The organism is Phycicoccus jejuensis (genome assembly GCF_000720925.1).
Classification (GTDB): Bacteria; Actinomycetota; Actinomycetes; order Actinomycetales; family Dermatophilaceae; genus Phycicoccus; species Phycicoccus jejuensis.
In genome coordinates this window covers 217,556-235,536 of the sequence record NZ_JOEE01000003.1, presented here as the reverse complement: position 1 = coordinate 235,536, position 17,981 = coordinate 217,556, and the positions used below count along the sequence as shown (strand labels likewise).

Below are 17,981 nucleotides of genomic sequence, written 5' to 3'. Positions count from 1 at the left end.
GGTCAGCGGGCGGGCCGCACCGTCCCGGTGCACTCACCGAACCCGATGACCGTCCCGTCGGGACCGGGCGCGGTGGCCCGCAGTGTCACCGTGTCGCCGTCCTCGAGGAAGGTGCGCTCACTGCCGTCGTCGAGGGTGACCGGCTCCTGCCCGCTCCAGGTCAGCTCGAGGAAGCACCCGCGGGTCTCCTTCGCCGGACCCGAGATCGTGCCGGAGCCGAAGAGGTCGCCCGGACGGACGCTCGCGCCGTTGACGCTCAGGTGCGCGAGCATCTGGGCCGGCGACCAGTACATGTCGCGGAACTCGGGCCGCGAGACGACCGTGCCGTTCCAGTCGACCTCGACGTGGACGTCGAGACCGTACGCGCCGTCACCCGCGAGGTAGGGCAGCGGCTGCGGGTCCTGCCCGGGCAGCGGCACGCGCGCGGCGCGCAGGGCGTCGGTGGTCACGACCCACGGGCTGATGCTCGTCGCGAAGGACTTGCCGAGGAACGGGCCGAGGGGCACGTACTCCCAGGCCTGGAGGTCCCGCGCCGACCAGTCGTTGAGGAGCACGACCCCGAAGAGGTGCTCGTCGGCGTCCGCGAGGTCGACGCGGTCACCGAGGGCGGTCGAGCCGCCGACGACGAAGCCGAGCTCGGCCTCGATGTCGAGACGGACGCTCGGGCCGAAGGTCGGGGCGTCGTCGGCCGGGGCCTTGCGCTGCCCGGTCGGCCGCACCACGTCGGTCCCGGAGACGACGACGGTGCCGGCGCGCCCGTGGTACCCGATCGGCAGGTGCTTCCAGTTGGGCGTCAGCGGAGCCGAGTCCGGCCGGAAGATGCGTCCGACGTTGGTCGCGTGGTGCTCGCTGGCGTAGAAGTCGACGTAGTCGGCGACCGCGAACGGCAGGTGCATCGTCACGTCGGACACCGGGACGAGGTGGGGCTCGACCGTGTCGCGGTACTCGTCGTTGGTCAGCTGCTCGGTCAGCCACTCACGGGCCGCGGTCCACGCCGGCCGGCCCTCGGCGAGGAAGGCGTCGAGGGACCCGCCGCGCCAGACGGCGGCGGACTCCATCCCGGCCTGCTCGGCGCAGGCGACGAGGTCGAGCACCTGCTCGCCGACGCGGACCCCGACGCGGCGCTCGCCGTCGGGGCCGGTGGAGAAGACGCCGTAGGGCAGGTTGTGCAGGCCGAAGGGGTGGTCGGCGGGCAGGTCGAGCCAGGTCATGGCGCGGGGTCCTCTCCGGGGGTGGGGTGGTCGGTCGCGGCGAGGCCGAGCGTGGCGAGCTCGCCGAGGGGGTCGGTGACGGTGCAGCAGCCGTAGGCGGTGAACGCGGCGCGGACCCGACGGGTTGTCGAACCCGGCCAGGCGAGGACCAGGTCGGCGAGGGCGTGGCCGTCGCGCACGTCGAGCAGGGCGGCGACCTCGGCGACCGGTGCGCCCTCCAGCGCCGCGGCGGTGGCCACGAGGACGTCGAGGACGCCGTGGTTCTCCTCGTCGGTCCCGCCGACCGCGTAGGTCCCGCGGACGGCGTGGTGCAGGCCGCCGGTCAGCTTGAACGGCACCCGCACGGAGGTGGCGGCGACGAGGAAGCCTGCCAGCTCGTGCTCGTCCGGCCAGGGCCACGTCGGCGTCGGGCCGGTGCGGAACTTCGCGACGACCGCGTCACCCTCGGCGACGGCCGCCCGGACGTCGGCCAGCGCCGCGTCGCGGGCGTCGGCCTCGCGCGGCACCTCGAGCGCGAGCGGCAGGTCGAGGCGGCGCCATCGGTCGGTCCAGCCCAGCTCGGCGCCGCGCACGTCGACGCGTGGGTCGGCGCCGAGGACGGCGAGACCCTCGCGCAGCGCAGCCGGGTCGGTGCCGGGCCGGGCGACGACGCCGAGGTCGAGGGGGCCGCGCCCGGTCCACCGGCCGGCGTCGAGCGCGTCGAGCAGCTCCGGGGCGGACGACGCCGGCACGAGCAGCGGCCCGACGCATCCGCCGTAGGGCGCGGCTCGGTGCGTGGCGTGGGCCGAGACCGCCTCGGGCAGAGGACTGTTGCCGGGCGGGAAGACCGCGGCGTCGTCGACGAGGGCGCGCAGGACCTCCGGCGTCGTCGACATGCTGTCCAACCTATCGCGGACATCGGGAGCCTCCGCGCCTCCGGTGGGGCAGTGGCGGTTAGCGTCGACCCATGGGACGAGACGACGAGCAGAGCGACGGCCAGGTGTCCGAGGTGCAGAAGATGGACGGCGAGGACGCGGGCACGCCGATCAGCGACGACCAGTCGGTCAACGCCCAGCCCGACGGCGAGTCGGGCGAGGTCCAGGAGGGCCCGGCCGGCCCCAACGCCTGGGTCCCCGGCGACGACGGCACCGAGCCGGCGCACGGCAACTGACCGCCCGGTCCGCGCAACCCCGCACGTGCGGGCTTTTCGTGGTCGACGGCGCGGGCGGACATCGATAACCCCGCACGTGCGGGGTTATTGCGGTGGTTGGTGCGGGCGGACAGCGACAACCCCGCACGTGCGGGCTTTTCGTGGTCGCGGGGCTGTTCGGACAGCGACAACCCCGCACGTGCGGGATGAGCGAGGGCGCGGGAGTCAGACGCGGCCGCGGACCGGCGTGCGCTCGACGTCGTCATCCTCCTCGGGCATCGTCATCTCCGCGCGGACCCCGAGCAGCCGCACCTCCCGGCCCTCCTCGAGGTGGTCGGCCAGCAGCGCCTGCACCGCCGCGTGCACCGGCCCCGGCTCCGACGTCGTCGCCGGCAGCTTGCGGCTGCGGTTGACCGTGAAGAACGGCGCGTAGCGGATCTTCAGCCCGATGCGCACGACCGGCCGCCCCTCCCGCCCGACGTCCTCGAGCACCTGGTCGGTCAGCACCCGCACGGCCTCGCGCACCTCGTCCCCCGTCACGAGGTTCGACTGGTAGGTCGTCTCGCGGCTGTGGCCACGCGCGACCCACGGGGTGTCGTCGACCTCGGCCGAGCCCTCGCCGCGTCCGAGCGAGCCGTACCAGGCGCCCATCCGCGGCCCGAACTCACCGACCAGCACCTCGGGGGACGCGGCGGCCAGCTCGGACACGGTGCGGATGCCGTGCGTCGCCAGCCGGGCCGAGACCCGCGCCCCGATGCCCCAGAGGTCGGCCGTCGGACGATGGCCCATCACCTCGACCCAGTTCGCGGCGGTCAGGCGGAAGACCCCCTGCGGCTTGCCGAAGTCGGTCGCGATCTTCGCGCGGACGCGGGTGTCGCCGATGCCGACCGAGCAGTGCAGCGAGGTCCGCCCGAGCACCGCTGCCTGGATGTCGCGGGCCAGCGCCTCGGGGTCGTCGGTGTCACCGCCGACGAAGCCCTCGTCCCAGCCGAGCACCTCGACGACGAGCCCGAGGTCGCGCACCGCGGCGAAGACCTCCTCCGACGCGGTGAGGTAGTGCGGGCCGTCGACCGGCAGGAAGACCGCGTCCGGCGCCTTGCGGGCGGCGACGCGTAGCGGCATCCCCGAGCGCACTCCGCGCTCGCGCGCCTCGTACGAGGCCGTGGAGACGACGGCCCGCTCGGTGGGGTCGCCGCGGCCGCCGACGACGACCTCGCGCCCGGCGAGCTCGGGCCGGCGCAGGACCTCGACCGCGGCGATGAACTGGTCGAGGTCGACGTGCAGGACGAAGGGGAAGGCGCGAGCCGTGGTCACCGCCCCCTCGGTGCCGTGGCGGCGCTCAGCGGCCGGTGTCCTCGGGCAGCGGGGTGCGGGCGGCGTCCTCGACGCGGGTGTCCTCGCGGGTGCCGCGGCGGCGGGCGTCCTTGACGAGCGCGCGGGCGAGCCGCACCGTCGAGGACGGCAGCCGGGCCATGTTGCTCGGGCCGGTCGTCGCGGTCATCACGCCTCCTCCTGCTCGGTGCACCCATCATCCCTCGCCGGGAGGGCGAGGTCCACCTCCTCGGACCCGGTGGTTCCCTCGTCGATCTGCTGGCCGAGCCGGATGCGCGCGATCCGGCGGGCGAGCTCGCGGTCCTCGTCGCTGCCGAGGTCGGACTCGATGAGGTCCGCGAGCAGCTCGTCGCCGATCTGCTGCTCGACCTCGGTGTCGGCCGTGACCAGCGCGATGGCCTGGTCGAGCCGCTGGCGCCACTCGCCGCGGGCGTCCTGGCGCTGCCCGCGCAGCGCGACCCACGCCGCGCCGGCCGCGCCGACGAGGGCGCCGGCGAAGGAGAGCAGCGGGACGAGCCAGGTCATCGCCCCATCATGAGGGCCGCCACCGACGCAGCGCTCGGCCAGTGCACAAGGTGTCCAGGGCTCCGCGGTGACCCCTGGGCAGATGTGGCCACTGTGCCGCGCACCGACCGGGCAGACGTGCCGGTGGCCGGTGACGGGCCCTAGGGTGGGCGGAGCAGGCCGGACCGGCCCCCAACCACAGCGACCCGAACCACAGTGAGGTGGACGACAACCGTGGCGCACTACCAGGCGATGGGGAGCATCCCCCCGAAGCGGCACACCCAGCACCGCCGCCCGGCCGGGCGCGGCCAGAAGGGTGAGCTCTACTACGAGGAGCTCATGGGGGAGGAGGGCTTCAGCTCGGACTCCAGCCTGCTCTACCACCGCAACATCCCCTCGACGGTGTCCGGCGCGCGCGTGTGGGACCTGCCCGACCAGTCGACGACGCCCAACCACCCGCTGACCCCGCGTCACCTGCGCCTGCACGACCTCTTCGCCCCCAAGGACGTCAAGGGCACCGACGCCGTCACCGGCCGGCGCCTCGTGCTCGGCAACGGCGACGTGCGCATCTCGTACGTCGTCGCCGGGGCCGACAGCCCCTGGTACCGCAACGGCGTCGGTGACGAGTGCGTCTACGTCGAGCGCGGGTCGGGCCGCGTCGAGACGGTCTTCGGGGCGTTCGACGTCGCCGAGGGCGACTACCTCGTCATCCCCAGGGCGACCACGCACCGGTGGCTGCCCAAGCGATCGACGAAGAACCCGCTGCGGCTGTACTGCATCGAGGCCAACAGCCACATCGCCCCGCCGAAGCGCTACCTCAGCCGCTACGGCCAGCTCCTCGAGCACGCCCCGTACTGCGAGCGCGACCTGCGCGGCCCGCAGGGCCCGCTGCTCGCCGAGGACGTGGGCGCGAAGGCCACCGACCCCGCCGAGGTCTACATCAAGCACCGCGGCACCGGCCCGGGCGGCATCGTCGGCACGGTGCACGAGCTGCCCTTCCACCCCCTCGACGTCGTCGGCTGGGACGGCTGCCTCTACCCGTACGCGTTCAACATCCGCGACTACGAGCCCATCACCGGCCGCGTCCACCAGCCACCGCCCGTGCACCAGGTGTTCGAGGGCTGGAACTTCGTCATCTGCAACTTCGTGCCGCGCAAGGTCGACTACCACCCGCTCGCCATCCCCGTGCCGTACTACCACTCGAACGTCGACAGCGACGAGATCATGTTCTACGTCGACGGCGACTACGAGGCGCGCAAGGGATCGGGCATCGGCAAGGGCTCGGTGTCGGTGCACCCCGGCGGCCACGCCCACGGCCCGCAGCCCGGCGCCTCCGAGGCGTCCATCGGCGCGGAGTACTTCGACGAGCTCGCCGTCATGGTCGACACCTTCCGCCCGCTCGACCTCGGCGAGGGCGGCCTCGCCGTCGACGACGGGGTCTACGCGGGGTCCTGGGACCGCGGTCGCGGCTGACCGCGCGGCGGTCCCTATCCTTGGGGCCGTGTCGCTGTCACCCGTCACCGAGGAGGTCGTCCGCCCGGCGGAGGACCTCGCGGCCGACGTCCCCTGGGTGACCATCGTCTGGAACGACCCGGTCAACCTCATGTCGTACGTCACCTACGTGCTCCAGGAGCACTTCGGGTACGGCCGGGCCAAGGCCGAGAAGCTGATGATGCTCGTCCACACCGAGGGCCGCGCGGTCGTCGCCAACGGCACCCGCGAGGCGATGGAGGCCGACACCGAGGCCCTCCACGGCTACGGGCTGTGGGCCACCTTCCAGAAGGACAGCTGATGGCGAAGGCCTTCCGCCGCACCGGTCGCGGCGCGGACCGGCGCTACGTGGCGACCCTCGGCGCGGCGGAGCGCGACGTCGTCGCGACCGTCATGGACCAGGTGCACGACCTCCTCGAGCCGCCGGCGCCGCCGGACACCGGGGACGCCGCCTTCGACGACCTCGTCGCCGGCCTCGACCTCGGCGGGGAGCCCGCCTCTGCCACCGTCGACGAGGGCCCGCGCGACCCCGCCCTCGACCGCCTCCTGCCCGCGGCGAACCGCGAGGACCCCGAGGCCGCGGCCGAGTTCCGCCGGCTCACCGAGGGCGGTCTGCGCCACCGCAAGGCGAGCGCGCTCGCGGCCTCCGCCGAGCTGCTGCGCGGCACCGACCGGGTCGAGCTCGACGCCCCGCAGGCCCGCGCGTTCCTCACCGCGCTGACCGACGTCCGGCTCGTCCTCGGAGAGCGCCTCGGGCTGCGCACCGACGAGGACCTCGAGGTGATGGAGCAGATGGCGACCTCGCTCGACGAGGACGACCCGCTGCTGCACGCGCTCGCGCTCTACGACTTCCTCACGTGGCTCCAGGAGACCCTCGCCGAGGCGCTGCTGCGCCGCTGAGCCCGGTGCGCGGCCGCCGTCGCCCGACGCCGTGGGCCTCGACGGTGTGACGCGCCCGACCGCCCGCCGGGGGAGACCGCGTCGGCGTCGCCACCTACGCTGGGTCGGGTGACCGACTCACCGATCGGGGTGTTCGACTCCGGCTACGGCGGCCTGACCGTCATGCGGGCGATCCTCGACCAGCTGCCCCACGAGTCGGTGGCGTACTTCGGCGACACCGCCCGCGCGCCGTACGGTCCGCGCCCCATCGCCGAGACCCGCGAGTACGCCCTCCAGTGCCTCGACCGGCTCGTCGACCACGGCGTCAAGGTCCTCGTCATCGCGTGCAACACCGCCTCGGCCGCGGTCCTCCACGACGCCCGCGAGCGGTACGACGTGCCGGTCGTCGAGGTCATCCGGCCCGCGGTGCGCCGCGCCGCCGCCGGCACCCGCAGCGGCCGCGTCGCCGTCATCTCGACCCTCGGCACGCACCAGTCGGGCGCCTACCTCGACGCGTTCGCCGCGGCGCCCCACCTGCGGGTCACGAGCACGCCGTGCCCGCGCTTCGTCGAGTTCGTCGAGGCCGGCGTCACCGGCGGCCCCGAGCTCGTCGGTGTCGCGCACGAGTACCTCGACCCGCTGCGCGAGGAGGGCGTCGACACGGTCGTCCTCGGCTGCACGCACTACCCGCTGCTGACCGGCGTCATCTCCTACGTCATGGGGGATGACGTGACGCTCGTGTCCTCCGCCGAGGAGACCGCCAAGGACGTCTACCGCGTTCTCGCCGACCGCGGCCTCCTGCGCCCGGACGACCTGCCGCCGCCGAGCCACGGCTTCACGACGACGGGTGACCCCGAGGAGTTCCGCCGGCTGGCGGTGCGCTTCCTCGGCGTCGGGTCGAGCGTCGAGCCGGTCTTCCCGTCACCGCCCCTGGTCCGCCGGGCGGTGTTCGCGTGAGGCTCACCGTCATCGGGTGCTCCGGCTCGTTCCCCGGCCCCGAGTCCGCGGCCTCCTGCTACCTCGTCGAGGCCGAGCACGAGGGGCGCACGTGGCGCATCCTGCTCGACCTCGGCAGCGGCGCGCTCGGGCCGCTCCAGCGCCACGCCGACCCGACGTCGCTCGACGCCGTCCTCGTCAGCCACCTCCACCCGGACCACTGCGCCGACCTGCTCGGCCTCTACGTCGTCCGGCGCTACCGCCCCGAGGGTCCCCTGCCCGCCCGGCTGCCGGTCCACGGGCCCGCGGCCACCGGCGAGCGCCTGGCGATGATGTACCACGGGCTCGAGCCGGGCGGGATGGACGGCGAGTTCGCGGTCGTCACGGTGCGCGACGGCGAGGCGTTCGAGGTCGGCCCGTTCCGGGTCACCCCCACGGCCGTCGAGCACCCGGTCGAGGCCTACGGCTACCGGGTCGAGGCCGACGGTGCCGTGCTCGCGTTCAGCGGCGACACCGACGACTGCCCGGGCCTGGACCGGCTGCTCGCCGGCGCCGACCTCGCGCTGCTCGACTCCGCCTTCGTCGACGGGCGCGACGACGCCCGCGGCATCCACCTGTCCGGGTCGCGCGCCGCCGCCGCGGCCCTGCGGGCCGGTGGGGTGCGCCGGCTCGTCCTCACCCACGTCCCGGCGTGGAACGACCGGGACGTCTGCCGCGCGCAGGCCGAGGCGGTGTGGGGCGGGCCCGTCGAGGTCGCGCGGGCGGGCGACGTGCTCGAGGTCGGCACGGACGTGCCGTCGGCGGTCGTCCTCGACCGCGCCGCCGCCCACCGGATGCTCGAGCAGTACCGCGCTTCCGTGCCGGGGCTGCCCCCGCAGGACGACGTCGACGTGTCGTGGTTCGGTGACTCACCGGGGCTCGCCGACGAGCTGCTCGCCTTCGTCACCGGCGGGACCAAGCGCGCGACGGCCGGTCTCGTCGCCGAGTACGCCCACGAGGGCGAGCGCCTGCCGCGGGTCGGGGACCACTGGGTCGTCTGCGACGGCAGCGGCGCCCCGTCGGTGGTCCTGCGCACCACCGAGCTGCGGGTCGGCCCGCTGTCGAGCGTCGACGAGCGGTTCGCGTGGGACGAGGGGGAGTACGACCGGTCGCTGGAGACCTGGCTCGACGGGCACCGCCGGTTCTTCCGCCGGTCCTGCGAGCGCATCGGCATCGACTTCTCCGACGACCTCGAGGTGTGCTTCGAGCGCTTCCGCGTCGTCTGGCCGCCGGAGCACGCCGACTCCTGAGGCCGTGACGTCGTCCGGCCCGGGGCCGGGCCGCGGCGAGGTCCGGACCCGCCGATAGCCTGAGCGCATGACGCGACACGACGGACGGACCGCCGACCAGCTGCGCACGGTGCGCATCACCCGCAACTGGCTCGACCACGCCGAGGGGAGCGTCCTCGTCGAGTTCGGCCGCACCCGCGTGCTGTGCGCCGCCTCCTTCACCGAGGGCGTCCCGCGCTGGCTCAAGGGCAAGGGCACCGGCTGGGTCACCGCCGAGTACGAGATGCTCCCGCGCTCGACCAACACCCGCAGCGACCGCGAGTCGCGCCGCGGCAAGGTCGGCGGCCGCACCCACGAGATCAGCCGGCTCGTCGGCCGCAGCCTGCGCGCGGTCATCGACACCGCCGCGCTCGGCGAGAACACCATCGTCCTCGACTGCGACGTCCTCCAGGCCGACGGCGGCACGCGCACCGCCGCGATCACGGGCGCCTACGTCGCGCTCGCCGACGCCGTCGCCGACGCGCGCGCCAAGGGGCTCATCGCCGCCGGCGCCGAGCCGCTCACCGGGTCGATCGCCGCCGTGAGCGTCGGCGTCGTCAAGGGCGAGCCGGTGCTGGACCTGGACTACCCCGAGGACTCCACCGCCGAGACCGACATGAACGTCGTGATGACCGGCGACGGCCGCTTCGTCGAGGTGCAGGGCACCGCCGAGGGGGTGCCCTTCGACCGCGAGCTGCTCGGCCGCCTCCTCGACCTCGCGACGACCGGGTGCGCCGAGCTGACCCGGGCCCAGTCCGCGGCGCTCGACGCCCCGGCCCGCGAGCGCGTGCTGTGACCCGCCGCGTCGTCCTCGCCACCCGCAACGAGCACAAGGTCCACGAGCTGCGGCAGATCCTCGCCGGGCTCGTCGACGAGCTCGACCTCGAGATCGTCTCGGCCGCGGAGGTCGACGGCCCCGACGTCCCCGAGACCGAGGTGACCTTCCTCGGCAACGCGCGCCTCAAGGCCGTCGCGCTCGCCGAGGCCACCGGCCTGCCGTCGGTCGCCGACGACTCGGGCCTCGCGGTCGACGTCCTCGGCGGCTCGCCCGGTGTGTTCTCGGCCCGCTGGTCCGGCACGCACGCGGGCGAGGGGGCGGCGCGCGCGGAGGTCGACCGCGCCAACCTGTCGCTGCTGCTCGAGCAGGTGGCCGACGTGCCCGACGAGCACCGGTCGGCCGCCTTCGTGTGCGCGGCCGTCGTCGCGATGCCCGACGGCCGGGTCGAGGGTGTCGAGGGACGCATCGAGGGCGCCATCGTCCGGGCGCCACGCGGCACGAACGGCTTCGGGTACGACCCGGTCTTCGTGCCGACCGGTGACACCCGGACGCTCGCCGAGTACACCGACGTCGAGAAGAACGCGATCTCGCACCGCGGCAACGCCTTCCGGGCGCTCGAGCCGGTCCTGCGCGGCCTGCTGGCCGCCGACGGCCCCGCCTGATCCCGGCAGCGGCAGGGCGCCCCGACGGCGGTCGGGGGCGCCGATACAGTGGTGCCCGCGCGCGAGTGGCGGAACTGGCAGACGCGCCAGATTTAGGTTCTGGTGCCTTCGGGTGTGCGGGTTCGAGTCCCGCCTCGCGCACCACGCTCCTCGTCCCAACCGGGGGTCAAGACCGCCCCGAGACACGCCCGGGTCGGGTCAAGCCCGCCCTACGGGACCTCAAAGAGTCGGTCAGGTTGGTCCGGTCGCGTTGCGACAGAGCCCGACCCGTGATGACGGTGGAGGTCGGGCCCCTCGCGGGCCCTGTCAGAGCACCGGCCACCCCCGGTGCAGCCGACCCCTCAGGAGCACACCGTGAAGCACCGCACCACCGTCATCGGCGTCCTGGCCGCGACCGCGGCCCTGGCCCTCGGCCCCGTCGCCGCGGCCGACACCCGGCCCGCGCCGGCGCCCTCGACCGGCGGCACCTCCGGATACACCCCGAGCCCCGCCGACGACGCACAGAACGCCCGCCTGCAGGCCATCGTCGACCGGGCCCTCGAGCAGCGCGAGAACGACGTGCGCAAGGGCATCAGCGACCGCGTCGCGGCCACGGTCGTCTACTACTCGACGAGCGGTGCCCCGTCGTTCCGGACCGAGATCTCGCAGTCCGCGCAGATCTGGAACTCCTCGGTGGGCAACGTGACGCTGCAGCCCACCTCGAGCGGCGCCGACCTCGTCTACCGCGAGGGCAACGACCCGCGCGGCTCCTACGCGCAGGTCTACGGCCCGGGCAGCGGCTCCGTCTTCCTCGACTACGCGCAGAACCAGACCTACGACAGCCTGCGCGTCACCGCGCACGAGACCGGGCACATCCTCGGCCTGCCGGACAACTACTCCGGCCCGTGCAGCGAGCTGATGTCCGGCGGTGGCCCCGGCCCCTCGTGCACCAACCCGTACCCCAACGCCCAGGAGTCCGCCGAGGTCGACGCGGTCTTCGGCGGCGGGTTCGCGGTGCCCGGCCTCGCGGCGGCGGCCTTCGCCCCGACGCGCTGACCCCGACCCCGCTCCCGCCCACCGCGTCGACCCGGCGCGGTGGGCGGTGGCGGGTGGTCCACGCGGCTCTCCTCGACGGCGGAGCGCTACGGCGCGGTAGGTTGGCCGCAACGGACCCGTTCCCCCACCGCAGGAGTGCAGGACATGAGCGCGAGGCTCGAGGCCGGCGACGCCGCCCCCGACTTCACCCTTCCCGACGACACGGGGAAGGACGTGACCCTGAGCGACCTGCGCGGCCGCAAGGTCATCGTCTACTTCTACCCGGCGGCCATGACCCCCGGCTGCACGAAGCAGGCCTGCGACTTCAGCGAGTCCCTCGACTCCCTCGCCGCCGACGGCTACACCGTGCTCGGCATCTCGCCCGACGCACCGGCCAAGCTCGCGCGCTTCCGCGAGCGGGACGCCCTGACCCTCACCCTCCTGTCGGACGCCGACAAGGCCGTCATGACCGCCTGGGGCGCCTTCGGCGAGAAGAAGCTCTACGGCAAGGTCGTGCAGGGCGTCATCCGCAGCACGGTCGTCCTCGACGAGGAGGGCACCGTCACCCACGCCTGGTACAACGTCAAGGCCACGGGACACGTCGCCAAGCTGCGACGCGACCTGGGGCTCGAGGGAGCGACCCGATGAGCCAGACCCCGTCGATCAGCCAGCTCGAGGCCGAGGTCGTCGCCCGCCGCGAGCGCCTCGCCCACACCGTCGACGAGCTCGTCGGCCGCGCGACCCCCAAGGCGATCTTCCAGCGCCAGAAGGAGGCCGCCCGGGCCCGCTTCGCCGACGTCGCCACCACCCCCGAGGGGGAGCTGCGGGTCGAGCGCCTCGCGGCCGTCGTCGCGGTCGTCGCCGTTGTCGGCGGCCTCGTCGCCTGGCGGCAGCTCCGCAAGCGCTGACGTGTCCGCTGCGTCCGGCGGCCGGTCGCGGCTGCCCATCCGGATGCTCCACGACCGGGTGCTCGTGAGCCTCGAGGGCGAGGCGGGGGAGCGGCGCTCCGGTGGGGGCATCGTCATCCCGGCGACCGCGAACGTCGGCAAGCGGCTGTCGTGGGGAGCGGTCGTCGCGACCGGCCCGGGCGTCCGTCACGTCGAGCTCGGCGACCGGGTGCTGTTCGACCCCGAGGACCGCGCGGAGGTCGAGCTCGGCGCGGCGGAGTACGTGCTCCTGCGCGAGCGGGACCTGCACGCCGTCGCGGCCGAGCCCGCCGAGCCGACGGCGGAGGGCGGCCCCGGCCTCTATCTGTGACCCGCGGTGGTCGAGCGCCGACCGGTCGCTGCACGACGAAGGCCCCCCGGCTGACCGGGGGGCCTTCGTCGTCGTGCGTGGTGCGCCATCAGGGACTCGAACCCCGAACCCGCTGATTAAGAGTCAGCTGCTCTGCCAATTGAGCTAATGGCGCGCGTCGGAGACATTAGCAGCCCCCGTGCGTCGGAGCGAAATCGACCTCAGGCGACCGGGTCGGAGGGGCCGTCCGCCCTTCCGCGACCACCCCGGGCGAGCAGCACGCCCCCGCCGACGAGGAGCAGGAGGAGCACGACGAGGCCGACCGGCAGGAGCCACCCCGCGCCGCCGGACGAGGTCTCGCCGGCCGCGACGTCCGTGGCGCTCGGGGAGGGGCTGGCGGTGCCGGTCGGCGTGGCGCTCGCCGAGGCGGACCCCGTCGGCGACGTGCTCGGCGTCGGTGCGGCGGAGGCGGCCTCCTGCGTCGTCGTGAAGGTGAGCGAGCCCGAGACCGGGTGGCCGTCGACGCTCACGACCCGGTAGGTGACCTCGTGCTCGCCGGCGGGGAGGTCGGCGGGCAGCGCCTGGGTCACCGTCGAGCCGTCGACCGTCGGGGCGCCGTCGGCCTCGTCACCACCGGGGCCCTCGACCTTGACCTGGAGGAACTCCTCGTTGACGTCCTCGCTGAAGGTCATCGTCACCGCGTCCGCGGTCTTCACGCTCGCGCCGTCCTCGGGGGAGGTCTTCAGCAGCTGCGCGTGCATCGGGAGCGCGCTCGCGCTGCTCGCGAAGGTCGGCAGGGCGGAGGCCACCAGCCCGATCGTCACGAGGGCGACGAGGAGGACGGTGACGACGACGGACGCCTTGCGGGAGAACATGGCGACCAGTCTCCCAGACCGTGCTGCGGGGGACCGAGAGGCCCGGACCCGTGCGGCTCCGGGCCCCTGGGCCCTGCCGCCGGAGCCGCGGGTGTGCGAGCGTGGCCGCCGACAGCCGCCGAGCGAGGAGGACCGGGATGGAGCAGCCGCAGGCCCGACGGGGCCCGCGCACCTGGGTGGTCGTCGCGTCGACCCTCGGCGCCGTGGTGGTGGCGGCACTGGTCTTCGTCGCCGGGGTGGTGGTCGGGGTGGTGATCTCGGACCGGGCACCGGCAACGACCTCGCAGGACGCGACCGCCGGCTCCGCTCCCGGTGGGGAGGCGGAGGCCGGAGGTGGTCTGGACCCCTGCCTCGTCGGGCGGTGGCAGACCACCGAGCACTCCGAGAGCGCCGAGACCGAGCAGGGTCGGCTGACGATCTCGGGGGTGGACCGGACGCTCGACATCACCCGCGACGGGGTCGAGACCGTGACCTACGGGACCCGCCCTGCGAGGGCCGTGACGGACGGGGGTGAGGCCGAGGTGACGTACGCCGGCACCGTCGTCTACGGCGTCACGACCTCCGGCGACACGATGGCGTTCACGCTGCGCTCGGCCGACGGGAGCATCACCGTGGGCGGCGCGGGGACCGAGCCGCGCACCGAGGACCTGAAGCCGGGGACGGGGTCGGTGACCTTCACCTGCTCGGGCGACCGCTTCACCCAGGAGGCCACCGGGTACCGGTCGGTCATGCGGCGGGTGTCCTGACCGGTCGCGGGGCACCGGCCCCGGGGGCGACGGTCCGTGGCTATCCTCGGCGCATGGCGACGGGGGGGCGCGCGGTCCGCGGGGCGGCTGCCGGCACGGCCGCGCTCGTCCTCGTGGTCGGGTCGTCGGGGTGCTCGTCGGACGAGCCGTTCGCCGGCTCGGACATCCGGCCGACCGCGTCCCCGTCGGCGACGGTGACGCCGGTCCCGAGCCGCCCGGTCGGCAGCCGCGAGGTCACCGGGCGCGGGTGGACGATGGCCGTGCCGGGTCAGTGGGAGGAGCGGCGGCGCACGGTGTCGTCCGGCGAGGTCGCCCGCTGGAGCGAGCCGGCATCGGCGGGAAGCACACAGGTGGCGGTGTCCGTCGTCGTCGAGACCGAGCCGACGACGAGCCTGCTCGAGCAGAGCTACCGCCTCGAGCAGCGGCTGCGCGAGAACGACCTCCGCCCGCAGCGCTCGACCGTCCCGGGGGCGGACCCGGCGCGCCCCGGGGTCCTCGTCCAGTGGACCGAGAACTCGCGGGGTGACGAGCAGCGCCGCGAGGTCTGGCAGCTGTTCCTCGCGGGGCCGGGGACGAGCATCGTCAACGTCGTGGGCTTCGCTCCCGAGGACGGCTTCGGCGCCTCCCGGGTCCCCGAGGTCATGGGCACGGTCGAGGTCCAGCGGTGAGGACCGGCTGGGCCCACGGGCCCTCGCGCCGCGTCCCGCCCCTCGGCGACCATGGCGGGGTGAGCAGCCACCGTCGTCGCCGCCCGGGCTCCGAGGCCGGCGTCACGTCGCTCGAGTTCGTGGGGATCTTCCTCGTCGTGGGCACGGTCGTCGCCGCCATCGCGTTCGCGGTCAACGGCCAACGGGTGACGGACGGCACCGCCTCGGCCCTGTGCTCCATCACCGGCGGCGGGGGATGCCGGTCGGTCGGGGGTGACCCGGGCGCCGGTGCGCCCCCGGTGGGGGCGCGCTGCGTCGGAGCGCCCAGCGGGGCGGCGGGGCCCGTGCGCGGGCTCGTGCCGGTCGACGGGGCCGACCCCGCGGCCGGACCCGTGGTGTCGGTCATGGGCGACGGCACGTACCGGATGTCCGGCGCCGGCCGCAGCCGTCCGGCCGACACGACGTGGGTCGGACGCACCTTCGGGAGCGCCGCCGCCGGGGCGGAGCCGTTCCTCACCGGCGGTGACCCCCGGGTCTGGTCGGCCTCCGAGCCCGCCGCCCTCGCCGAGCTGCTCACCGCGGACCGGGCCGAGACGTGGAGCGACTCGCTCGTCGGCGACGGTGGGTCCGTCGTGTCCCGCGCGGCGGACGCCGTGACCGGTCTCGTCGGGGCCCGCGACGGGCTGCCCGCGCCCACCGCCGTCTACACCGACACCAGCCCCGAGGCGGGACTTTCGCTCAACGCCTATGACCAGACCCTCGCGCTCGACGCCGGGGGCGAGGCGGTCGGCACGCTGCGGTACGCCGACGGGTCGAGCACCGAGTACGTCGGCGTCAGCGAGACGCCGACGGCCGGCGTCGCCCGGGCGTCGGACCTCGTCCCGATGCTCCTCGAGGTCGACCGCGGCCCCACCGGCGAGGTCACGTCGGTCCGCACGGTCACCGACCGCGACATCACGTCGACCGGTGCCACCACGCGCTCCGGCTCCCTCTACGTGACCCACCTCGACGTCACCGGGTCGGACTCCCCGGTCGTCTCGATGCTCGCCTCCACGGTGGGGGCGACCAACCTGGGGGCGACGGCCGGCCAGGCGCCGACTCCCTTCTCGCAGAGCGGTCCCGCCTTCGTCGGGGCGGCCACCGCGACCGGGTACGTGACCCGGCAGGCGCCCGCCGGGCAGGTCGTGGTCGACGACCCCAACGCGGACCCCCTGACGGCGGGCGTGGCCCGCGTCATGCGGTCGGCAGCCCCCGAGTCCTGGGACGGCACCGGCTGGGGGCCGCGCCCGGCCGGCTGCGCCTCGTGACCGCCGCGCTCGCGGCCGGGCTCCTCGGGGCCCTCGCCGGTGGCGTGGCCGGCGTCGTCGCGCACCGCTACCTGAGGACCCGCCGCTACCGGTACCCCGACGAGGCCGACCTCCCCGTGCGCGACACCCGGTGGGTGCTGCTGGTCACGCCGCTGGCCACCGGGTTGGTGGCTGCCGGGCACGTGCCGCACCGCCCCGCCCTCGGTGTGCTGCTCGCGGCCTCGGTGCCGGTGCTGGCCGTGCTGTCGGCGATCGACCTCGACACCCGCAGGCTCCCCGACCGGTGGGTCTTCCCTTCTGCCGCAACGGCGCTCGTCGGCATCGCCGCCGTGTCCGTCGTCGAGGGAACGGCCTCCCCCCTCGTGGCCGGCGCGGTGGCCGGGGTCGCCCTGGGCGGCTTCTACCTCGTCAACGTGGTCATCGGTGAGATGGTCGGCAGCGGTGGCGGCATGGGCCTCGGGGACGCCAAGCTCGCCGTCCCGCTCGGCCTCGTCCTCGGCCCCCTGTCGGCGGCGCACGTCGTCGTCGCGACCGTGCTCGCCTTCGTCGCGGCGGGCGTGCAGGGGGGCTGGATGGTCCTCGTGCGGCGGTCCGGGCGGGGCTCGCACCTCGCCTTCGGCCCGCACCTCGCCGGGGCCGCGGTCGCGGTGCTCGCCGCGCCCGGTGTCGCCGCCCTCGTGGGGGCCGCGCCGTGAGCGCGGACCGCCCGCTGTTCGGACCGGGACCCCACCGGCTGCTGGCCGACGGACGGGACGTCGCACCGCTGGCCGTGGCGGACACCCCGGCCGAGCGGCGCCACGGACTCCTCGGCACGAGGGGCGTCGAGGGAGCGCTGTGGATCACCCGCTGTCCCAGCGTCCACATGGTCGGCATGCGCTACGCCATCGACGTCGCGGTGGTCGACCGCCGCGGCCGGGTGCTCCGGACCGCCACCCTCCGCCCCTGGACGGGCATGACGCGACCTCGGCTGCGGGCCTCGGCGACGGTCGAGGCCGCTGCCGGGTCCCTGGCCCGGTGGGGCGTGCGACCGGGCACGGTGCTCACCGTCGGCTGACGTCCGCCCTCCGCGTGACGGATGGGGCTGGGCTGGCCACCGGGACCCCCGGGGCGAGAGGTGGCACGCAGGCCCACGGTGATGGGTCCGCTTTGGGCCCCAAGGCCCGGGTGCGGGACCCGGTCGCCCGATTAGCGTGGCGCGCATGGCGATCGCAGGGGGGCCGGCCCGGGTCGGCCGCGCCAGGGGCGTGGGCCGGCGTCACGCGAGCCCGCGGCGCAGCCCCCTGGCCCTGGGGTCGAGGAGCGCGGCGAGGCCGAGCAGGGCGACCCCCGCGACGACGACCGAGAGCGGGTACCTCGAGGGTCCCGCGTTCGTCGGCAGCGCCCACACGACGGCGTCCTGCATCCGCGGCCCGCTGCACATGATGCGGTCGGTCCCGGTGGTCGGCCCGACCTGCACGCTCGGCTCGAGCGAGGTCTGCGCCACCACGCGGGTCCCGAGGACGTCGGTGTCGGACGCGACGCGCAGCGTCCGCGTGCCCTCGGTCGTGAAGAGCGAGCACCCCAGGTCCGCCGGGCCGGGGACGCTGCCGTCGCGCAGCGGCGCCACGAACAGCGTGGTGCCCGCGTCGAACCACGGCGTGCGGCCGGCGAGGGCCGTCTCGCCGGCCAGGAGCTGCCGCGGCTCCGGCCGGTCCATCGACCAGGCGATGACGCCGACGACCACCGCGCCGAGCCCCAGCAGGGCGCACACGGTGCCCAGGAACAGCGCGACGGTGTGGGATCGGCGGCTGTCGGTCCGGCGGCGTCGGGCCGGTCGCTTCGTCGTGTTCAGCATGGTCTCTTCCGAGGTCGGTGCGGGACGGTTCTGGCTAAACTCCAGCACGAGGACAGGGCCGCGGTCCACGCCGGGGCGAAATTGGGGGAGCTC

24 protein-coding genes and 2 tRNA genes are annotated in these 17,981 nt (G+C 74.9%); 18 read left to right on the top strand and 8 right to left on the bottom strand.

Features of this window, described 5'->3' with window-relative positions; translation table 11 throughout:
* Positions 1 to 2 precede the first annotated feature (2 nt).
* Together fahA and IG69_RS0107410 are read right to left on the bottom strand one after the other, a co-directional pair.
* Positions 3 to 1,211, bottom strand: coding sequence for a fumarylacetoacetase (fahA, locus tag IG69_RS0107415; RefSeq protein ID WP_030527527.1), 1,209 nt, complete (start codon positions 1,209 to 1,211; stop codon positions 3 to 5).
* Positions 1,208 to 2,086 carry a hypothetical protein gene (locus tag IG69_RS0107410; RefSeq protein ID WP_036829401.1) on the bottom strand — a complete coding sequence of 293 codons (879 nt, stop codon included), beginning with the start codon at positions 2,084 to 2,086 and terminating at the stop codon, positions 1,208 to 1,210. The genes fahA and IG69_RS0107410 overlap by 4 nt, the downstream gene beginning before the upstream one ends.
* A 71-nt stretch (positions 2,087 to 2,157) precedes the next feature.
* Here IG69_RS0107410 and IG69_RS0107405 point away from each other — a divergent pair, with 71 nt between their 5' ends.
* Complete coding sequence (locus tag IG69_RS0107405; protein ID WP_030527525.1) at positions 2,158 to 2,361, top strand: hypothetical protein; 204 nt, start codon at positions 2,158 to 2,160, stop codon at positions 2,359 to 2,361.
* 204 nt (positions 2,362 to 2,565) lie between these two features.
* Here IG69_RS0107405 and IG69_RS0107400 read toward each other — a convergent pair whose 3' ends face one another.
* From IG69_RS0107400 to IG69_RS0107390, 3 genes are read right to left on the bottom strand one after another with little or no spacing between them, the layout of a single operon-like run.
* Positions 2,566 to 3,654 (bottom strand): DNA polymerase IV, encoded by a 1,089-nt coding sequence (locus IG69_RS0107400; protein ID WP_030527524.1) that lies wholly within the window; start codon positions 3,652 to 3,654, stop codon positions 2,566 to 2,568.
* Positions 3,655 to 3,679: 25 nt separating this feature from the next.
* A complete protein-coding gene (locus tag IG69_RS22085; protein WP_157577414.1) occupies positions 3,680 to 3,841 on the bottom strand; it encodes a hypothetical protein in 162 nt (53 codons plus the stop codon).
* Entirely contained in the window at positions 3,841 to 4,197 is a 357-nt protein-coding gene (locus IG69_RS0107390) for a hypothetical protein (protein ID WP_030527523.1), read from the bottom strand. Before IG69_RS0107390 ends, IG69_RS22085 begins: the two co-directional genes overlap by 1 nt.
* A 213-nt stretch (positions 4,198 to 4,410) precedes the next feature.
* Here IG69_RS0107390 and IG69_RS0107385 point away from each other — a divergent pair, with 213 nt between their 5' ends.
* The 12 genes from IG69_RS0107385 to IG69_RS0107330 all read left to right on the top strand — a co-directional run bounded on the left by IG69_RS0107385 (position 4,411) and on the right by IG69_RS0107330 (position 12,500).
* Positions 4,411 to 5,649, top strand: coding sequence for a homogentisate 1,2-dioxygenase (locus IG69_RS0107385; RefSeq protein WP_030527522.1), 1,239 nt, complete (start codon positions 4,411 to 4,413; stop codon positions 5,647 to 5,649).
* A 28-nt stretch (positions 5,650 to 5,677) separates the two neighbouring features.
* A complete protein-coding gene (gene clpS, locus IG69_RS0107380; RefSeq protein ID WP_030527521.1) occupies positions 5,678 to 5,968 on the top strand; it encodes an ATP-dependent Clp protease adapter ClpS in 291 nt (96 codons plus the stop codon).
* Positions 5,968 to 6,567 (top strand): DUF2017 domain-containing protein, encoded by a 600-nt coding sequence (locus IG69_RS0107375; RefSeq protein ID WP_030527520.1) that lies wholly within the window; start codon positions 5,968 to 5,970, stop codon positions 6,565 to 6,567. Before clpS ends, IG69_RS0107375 begins: the two co-directional genes overlap by 1 nt.
* A 108-nt stretch (positions 6,568 to 6,675) precedes the next feature.
* On the top strand, positions 6,676 to 7,503 hold the full coding sequence (murI, locus tag IG69_RS0107370) for a glutamate racemase (RefSeq protein ID WP_030527519.1): 828 nt from the start codon (positions 6,676 to 6,678) through the stop codon (positions 7,501 to 7,503).
* A complete protein-coding gene (locus IG69_RS23170) occupies positions 7,500 to 8,771 on the top strand; it encodes an MBL fold metallo-hydrolase (protein ID WP_084696649.1) in 1,272 nt (423 codons plus the stop codon). Before murI ends, IG69_RS23170 begins: the two co-directional genes overlap by 4 nt.
* Before the next feature lie 67 nt (positions 8,772 to 8,838).
* Positions 8,839 to 9,585, top strand: a complete 747-nt coding sequence (gene rph, locus IG69_RS0107360) for a ribonuclease PH (RefSeq protein WP_030527517.1) — start codon at positions 8,839 to 8,841, stop codon at positions 9,583 to 9,585.
* Positions 9,582 to 10,229 carry an RdgB/HAM1 family non-canonical purine NTP pyrophosphatase gene (gene rdgB, locus IG69_RS0107355; RefSeq protein ID WP_030527516.1) on the top strand — a complete coding sequence of 216 codons (648 nt, stop codon included), beginning with the start codon at positions 9,582 to 9,584 and terminating at the stop codon, positions 10,227 to 10,229. Before rph ends, rdgB begins: the two co-directional genes overlap by 4 nt.
* A 59-nt stretch (positions 10,230 to 10,288) precedes the next feature.
* Positions 10,289 to 10,373, top strand: a tRNA-Leu gene (locus tag IG69_RS0107350).
* Between the two features lie 210 nt (positions 10,374 to 10,583).
* Positions 10,584 to 11,264 (top strand): snapalysin family zinc-dependent metalloprotease, encoded by a 681-nt coding sequence (locus tag IG69_RS0107345; RefSeq protein ID WP_051750334.1) that lies wholly within the window; start codon positions 10,584 to 10,586, stop codon positions 11,262 to 11,264.
* Positions 11,265 to 11,408: 144 nt separating this feature from the next.
* Entirely contained in the window at positions 11,409 to 11,891 is a 483-nt protein-coding gene (gene bcp, locus IG69_RS0107340; RefSeq protein ID WP_030527514.1) for a thioredoxin-dependent thiol peroxidase, read from the top strand.
* Positions 11,888 to 12,151, top strand: a complete 264-nt coding sequence (locus IG69_RS0107335; RefSeq protein WP_030527513.1) for a DUF3618 domain-containing protein — start codon at positions 11,888 to 11,890, stop codon at positions 12,149 to 12,151. The genes bcp and IG69_RS0107335 overlap by 4 nt, the downstream gene beginning before the upstream one ends.
* Positions 12,152 to 12,194: 43 nt before the next feature.
* A complete protein-coding gene (locus IG69_RS0107330) occupies positions 12,195 to 12,500 on the top strand; it encodes a GroES family chaperonin (RefSeq protein WP_051750375.1) in 306 nt (101 codons plus the stop codon).
* A 78-nt stretch (positions 12,501 to 12,578) separates the two neighbouring features.
* Here the strand turns inward: IG69_RS0107330 and IG69_RS0107325 are convergent.
* Together IG69_RS0107325 and IG69_RS20920 are read right to left on the bottom strand one after the other, a co-directional pair.
* Positions 12,579 to 12,654, bottom strand: a tRNA-Lys gene (locus IG69_RS0107325).
* 46 nt (positions 12,655 to 12,700) lie between these two features.
* The gene (locus tag IG69_RS20920; RefSeq protein WP_051750333.1) at positions 12,701 to 13,354 is read right to left on the bottom strand and encodes a copper resistance CopC family protein; all 654 of its coding nucleotides are present in this window, start codon (positions 13,352 to 13,354) and stop codon (positions 12,701 to 12,703) included.
* 137 nt (positions 13,355 to 13,491) lie between these two features.
* Here IG69_RS20920 and IG69_RS0107315 point away from each other — a divergent pair, with 137 nt between their 5' ends.
* From IG69_RS0107315 to IG69_RS0107295, 5 genes are read left to right on the top strand one after another with little or no spacing between them, the layout of a single operon-like run.
* Entirely contained in the window at positions 13,492 to 14,100 is a 609-nt protein-coding gene (locus IG69_RS0107315) for a hypothetical protein (RefSeq protein ID WP_030527510.1), read from the top strand.
* A 53-nt stretch (positions 14,101 to 14,153) separates the two neighbouring features.
* Positions 14,154 to 14,768, top strand: a complete 615-nt coding sequence (locus IG69_RS0107310) for a hypothetical protein (RefSeq protein ID WP_030527509.1) — start codon at positions 14,154 to 14,156, stop codon at positions 14,766 to 14,768.
* A 59-nt stretch (positions 14,769 to 14,827) separates the two neighbouring features.
* On the top strand, positions 14,828 to 16,054 hold the full coding sequence (locus IG69_RS0107305) for a hypothetical protein (protein WP_030527508.1): 1,227 nt from the start codon (positions 14,828 to 14,830) through the stop codon (positions 16,052 to 16,054).
* A complete protein-coding gene (locus IG69_RS0107300) occupies positions 16,051 to 16,749 on the top strand; it encodes a prepilin peptidase (RefSeq protein WP_030527507.1) in 699 nt (232 codons plus the stop codon). The genes IG69_RS0107305 and IG69_RS0107300 overlap by 4 nt, the downstream gene beginning before the upstream one ends.
* On the top strand, positions 16,746 to 17,108 hold the full coding sequence (locus IG69_RS0107295) for a DUF192 domain-containing protein (protein ID WP_084696647.1): 363 nt from the start codon (positions 16,746 to 16,748) through the stop codon (positions 17,106 to 17,108). The genes IG69_RS0107300 and IG69_RS0107295 overlap by 4 nt, the downstream gene beginning before the upstream one ends.
* 201 nt (positions 17,109 to 17,309) lie before the next feature.
* On the opposite strand, the gene IG69_RS20100 is transcribed toward IG69_RS0107295, so the two are convergent.
* Positions 17,310 to 17,888, bottom strand: a complete 579-nt coding sequence (locus IG69_RS20100; protein WP_036829394.1) for a hypothetical protein — start codon at positions 17,886 to 17,888, stop codon at positions 17,310 to 17,312.
* Positions 17,889 to 17,981 lie beyond the last annotated feature (93 nt).

What these genes read in the sequence shown, in the direction of transcription:
- fahA (WP_030527527.1), bottom strand. Translation starts at nt 1,211, where the DNA reads ATGACCTGGCTCGACCTGCCCGCCGACCACCCCTTCGGCCTGCACAAC.
- IG69_RS0107410 (WP_036829401.1), bottom strand. Translation starts at nt 2,086, where the DNA reads ATGTCGACGACGCCGGAGGTCCTGCGCGCCCTCGTCGACGACGCCGCG.
- IG69_RS0107405 (WP_030527525.1), top strand. Translation starts at nt 2,158, where the DNA reads ATGGGACGAGACGACGAGCAGAGCGACGGCCAGGTGTCCGAGGTGCAG.
- IG69_RS22085 (WP_157577414.1), bottom strand. Translation starts at nt 3,841, where the DNA reads ATGACCGCGACGACCGGCCCGAGCAACATGGCCCGGCTGCCGTCCTCG.
- IG69_RS0107390 (WP_030527523.1), bottom strand. Translation starts at nt 4,197, where the DNA reads ATGACCTGGCTCGTCCCGCTGCTCTCCTTCGCCGGCGCCCTCGTCGGC.
- IG69_RS0107375 (WP_030527520.1), top strand. Translation starts at nt 5,968, where the DNA reads ATGGCGAAGGCCTTCCGCCGCACCGGTCGCGGCGCGGACCGGCGCTAC.
- rph (WP_030527517.1), top strand. Translation starts at nt 8,839, where the DNA reads ATGACGCGACACGACGGACGGACCGCCGACCAGCTGCGCACGGTGCGC.
- bcp (WP_030527514.1), top strand. Translation starts at nt 11,409, where the DNA reads ATGAGCGCGAGGCTCGAGGCCGGCGACGCCGCCCCCGACTTCACCCTT.
- IG69_RS0107335 (WP_030527513.1), top strand. Translation starts at nt 11,888, where the DNA reads ATGAGCCAGACCCCGTCGATCAGCCAGCTCGAGGCCGAGGTCGTCGCC.
- IG69_RS0107330 (WP_051750375.1), top strand. Translation starts at nt 12,195, where the DNA reads ATGCTCCACGACCGGGTGCTCGTGAGCCTCGAGGGCGAGGCGGGGGAG.
- IG69_RS20920 (WP_051750333.1), bottom strand. Translation starts at nt 13,354, where the DNA reads ATGTTCTCCCGCAAGGCGTCCGTCGTCGTCACCGTCCTCCTCGTCGCC.
- IG69_RS0107315 (WP_030527510.1), top strand. Translation starts at nt 13,492, where the DNA reads ATGGAGCAGCCGCAGGCCCGACGGGGCCCGCGCACCTGGGTGGTCGTC.
- IG69_RS0107310 (WP_030527509.1), top strand. Translation starts at nt 14,154, where the DNA reads ATGGCGACGGGGGGGCGCGCGGTCCGCGGGGCGGCTGCCGGCACGGCC.
- IG69_RS20100 (WP_036829394.1), bottom strand. Translation starts at nt 17,888, where the DNA reads ATGCTGAACACGACGAAGCGACCGGCCCGACGCCGCCGGACCGACAGC.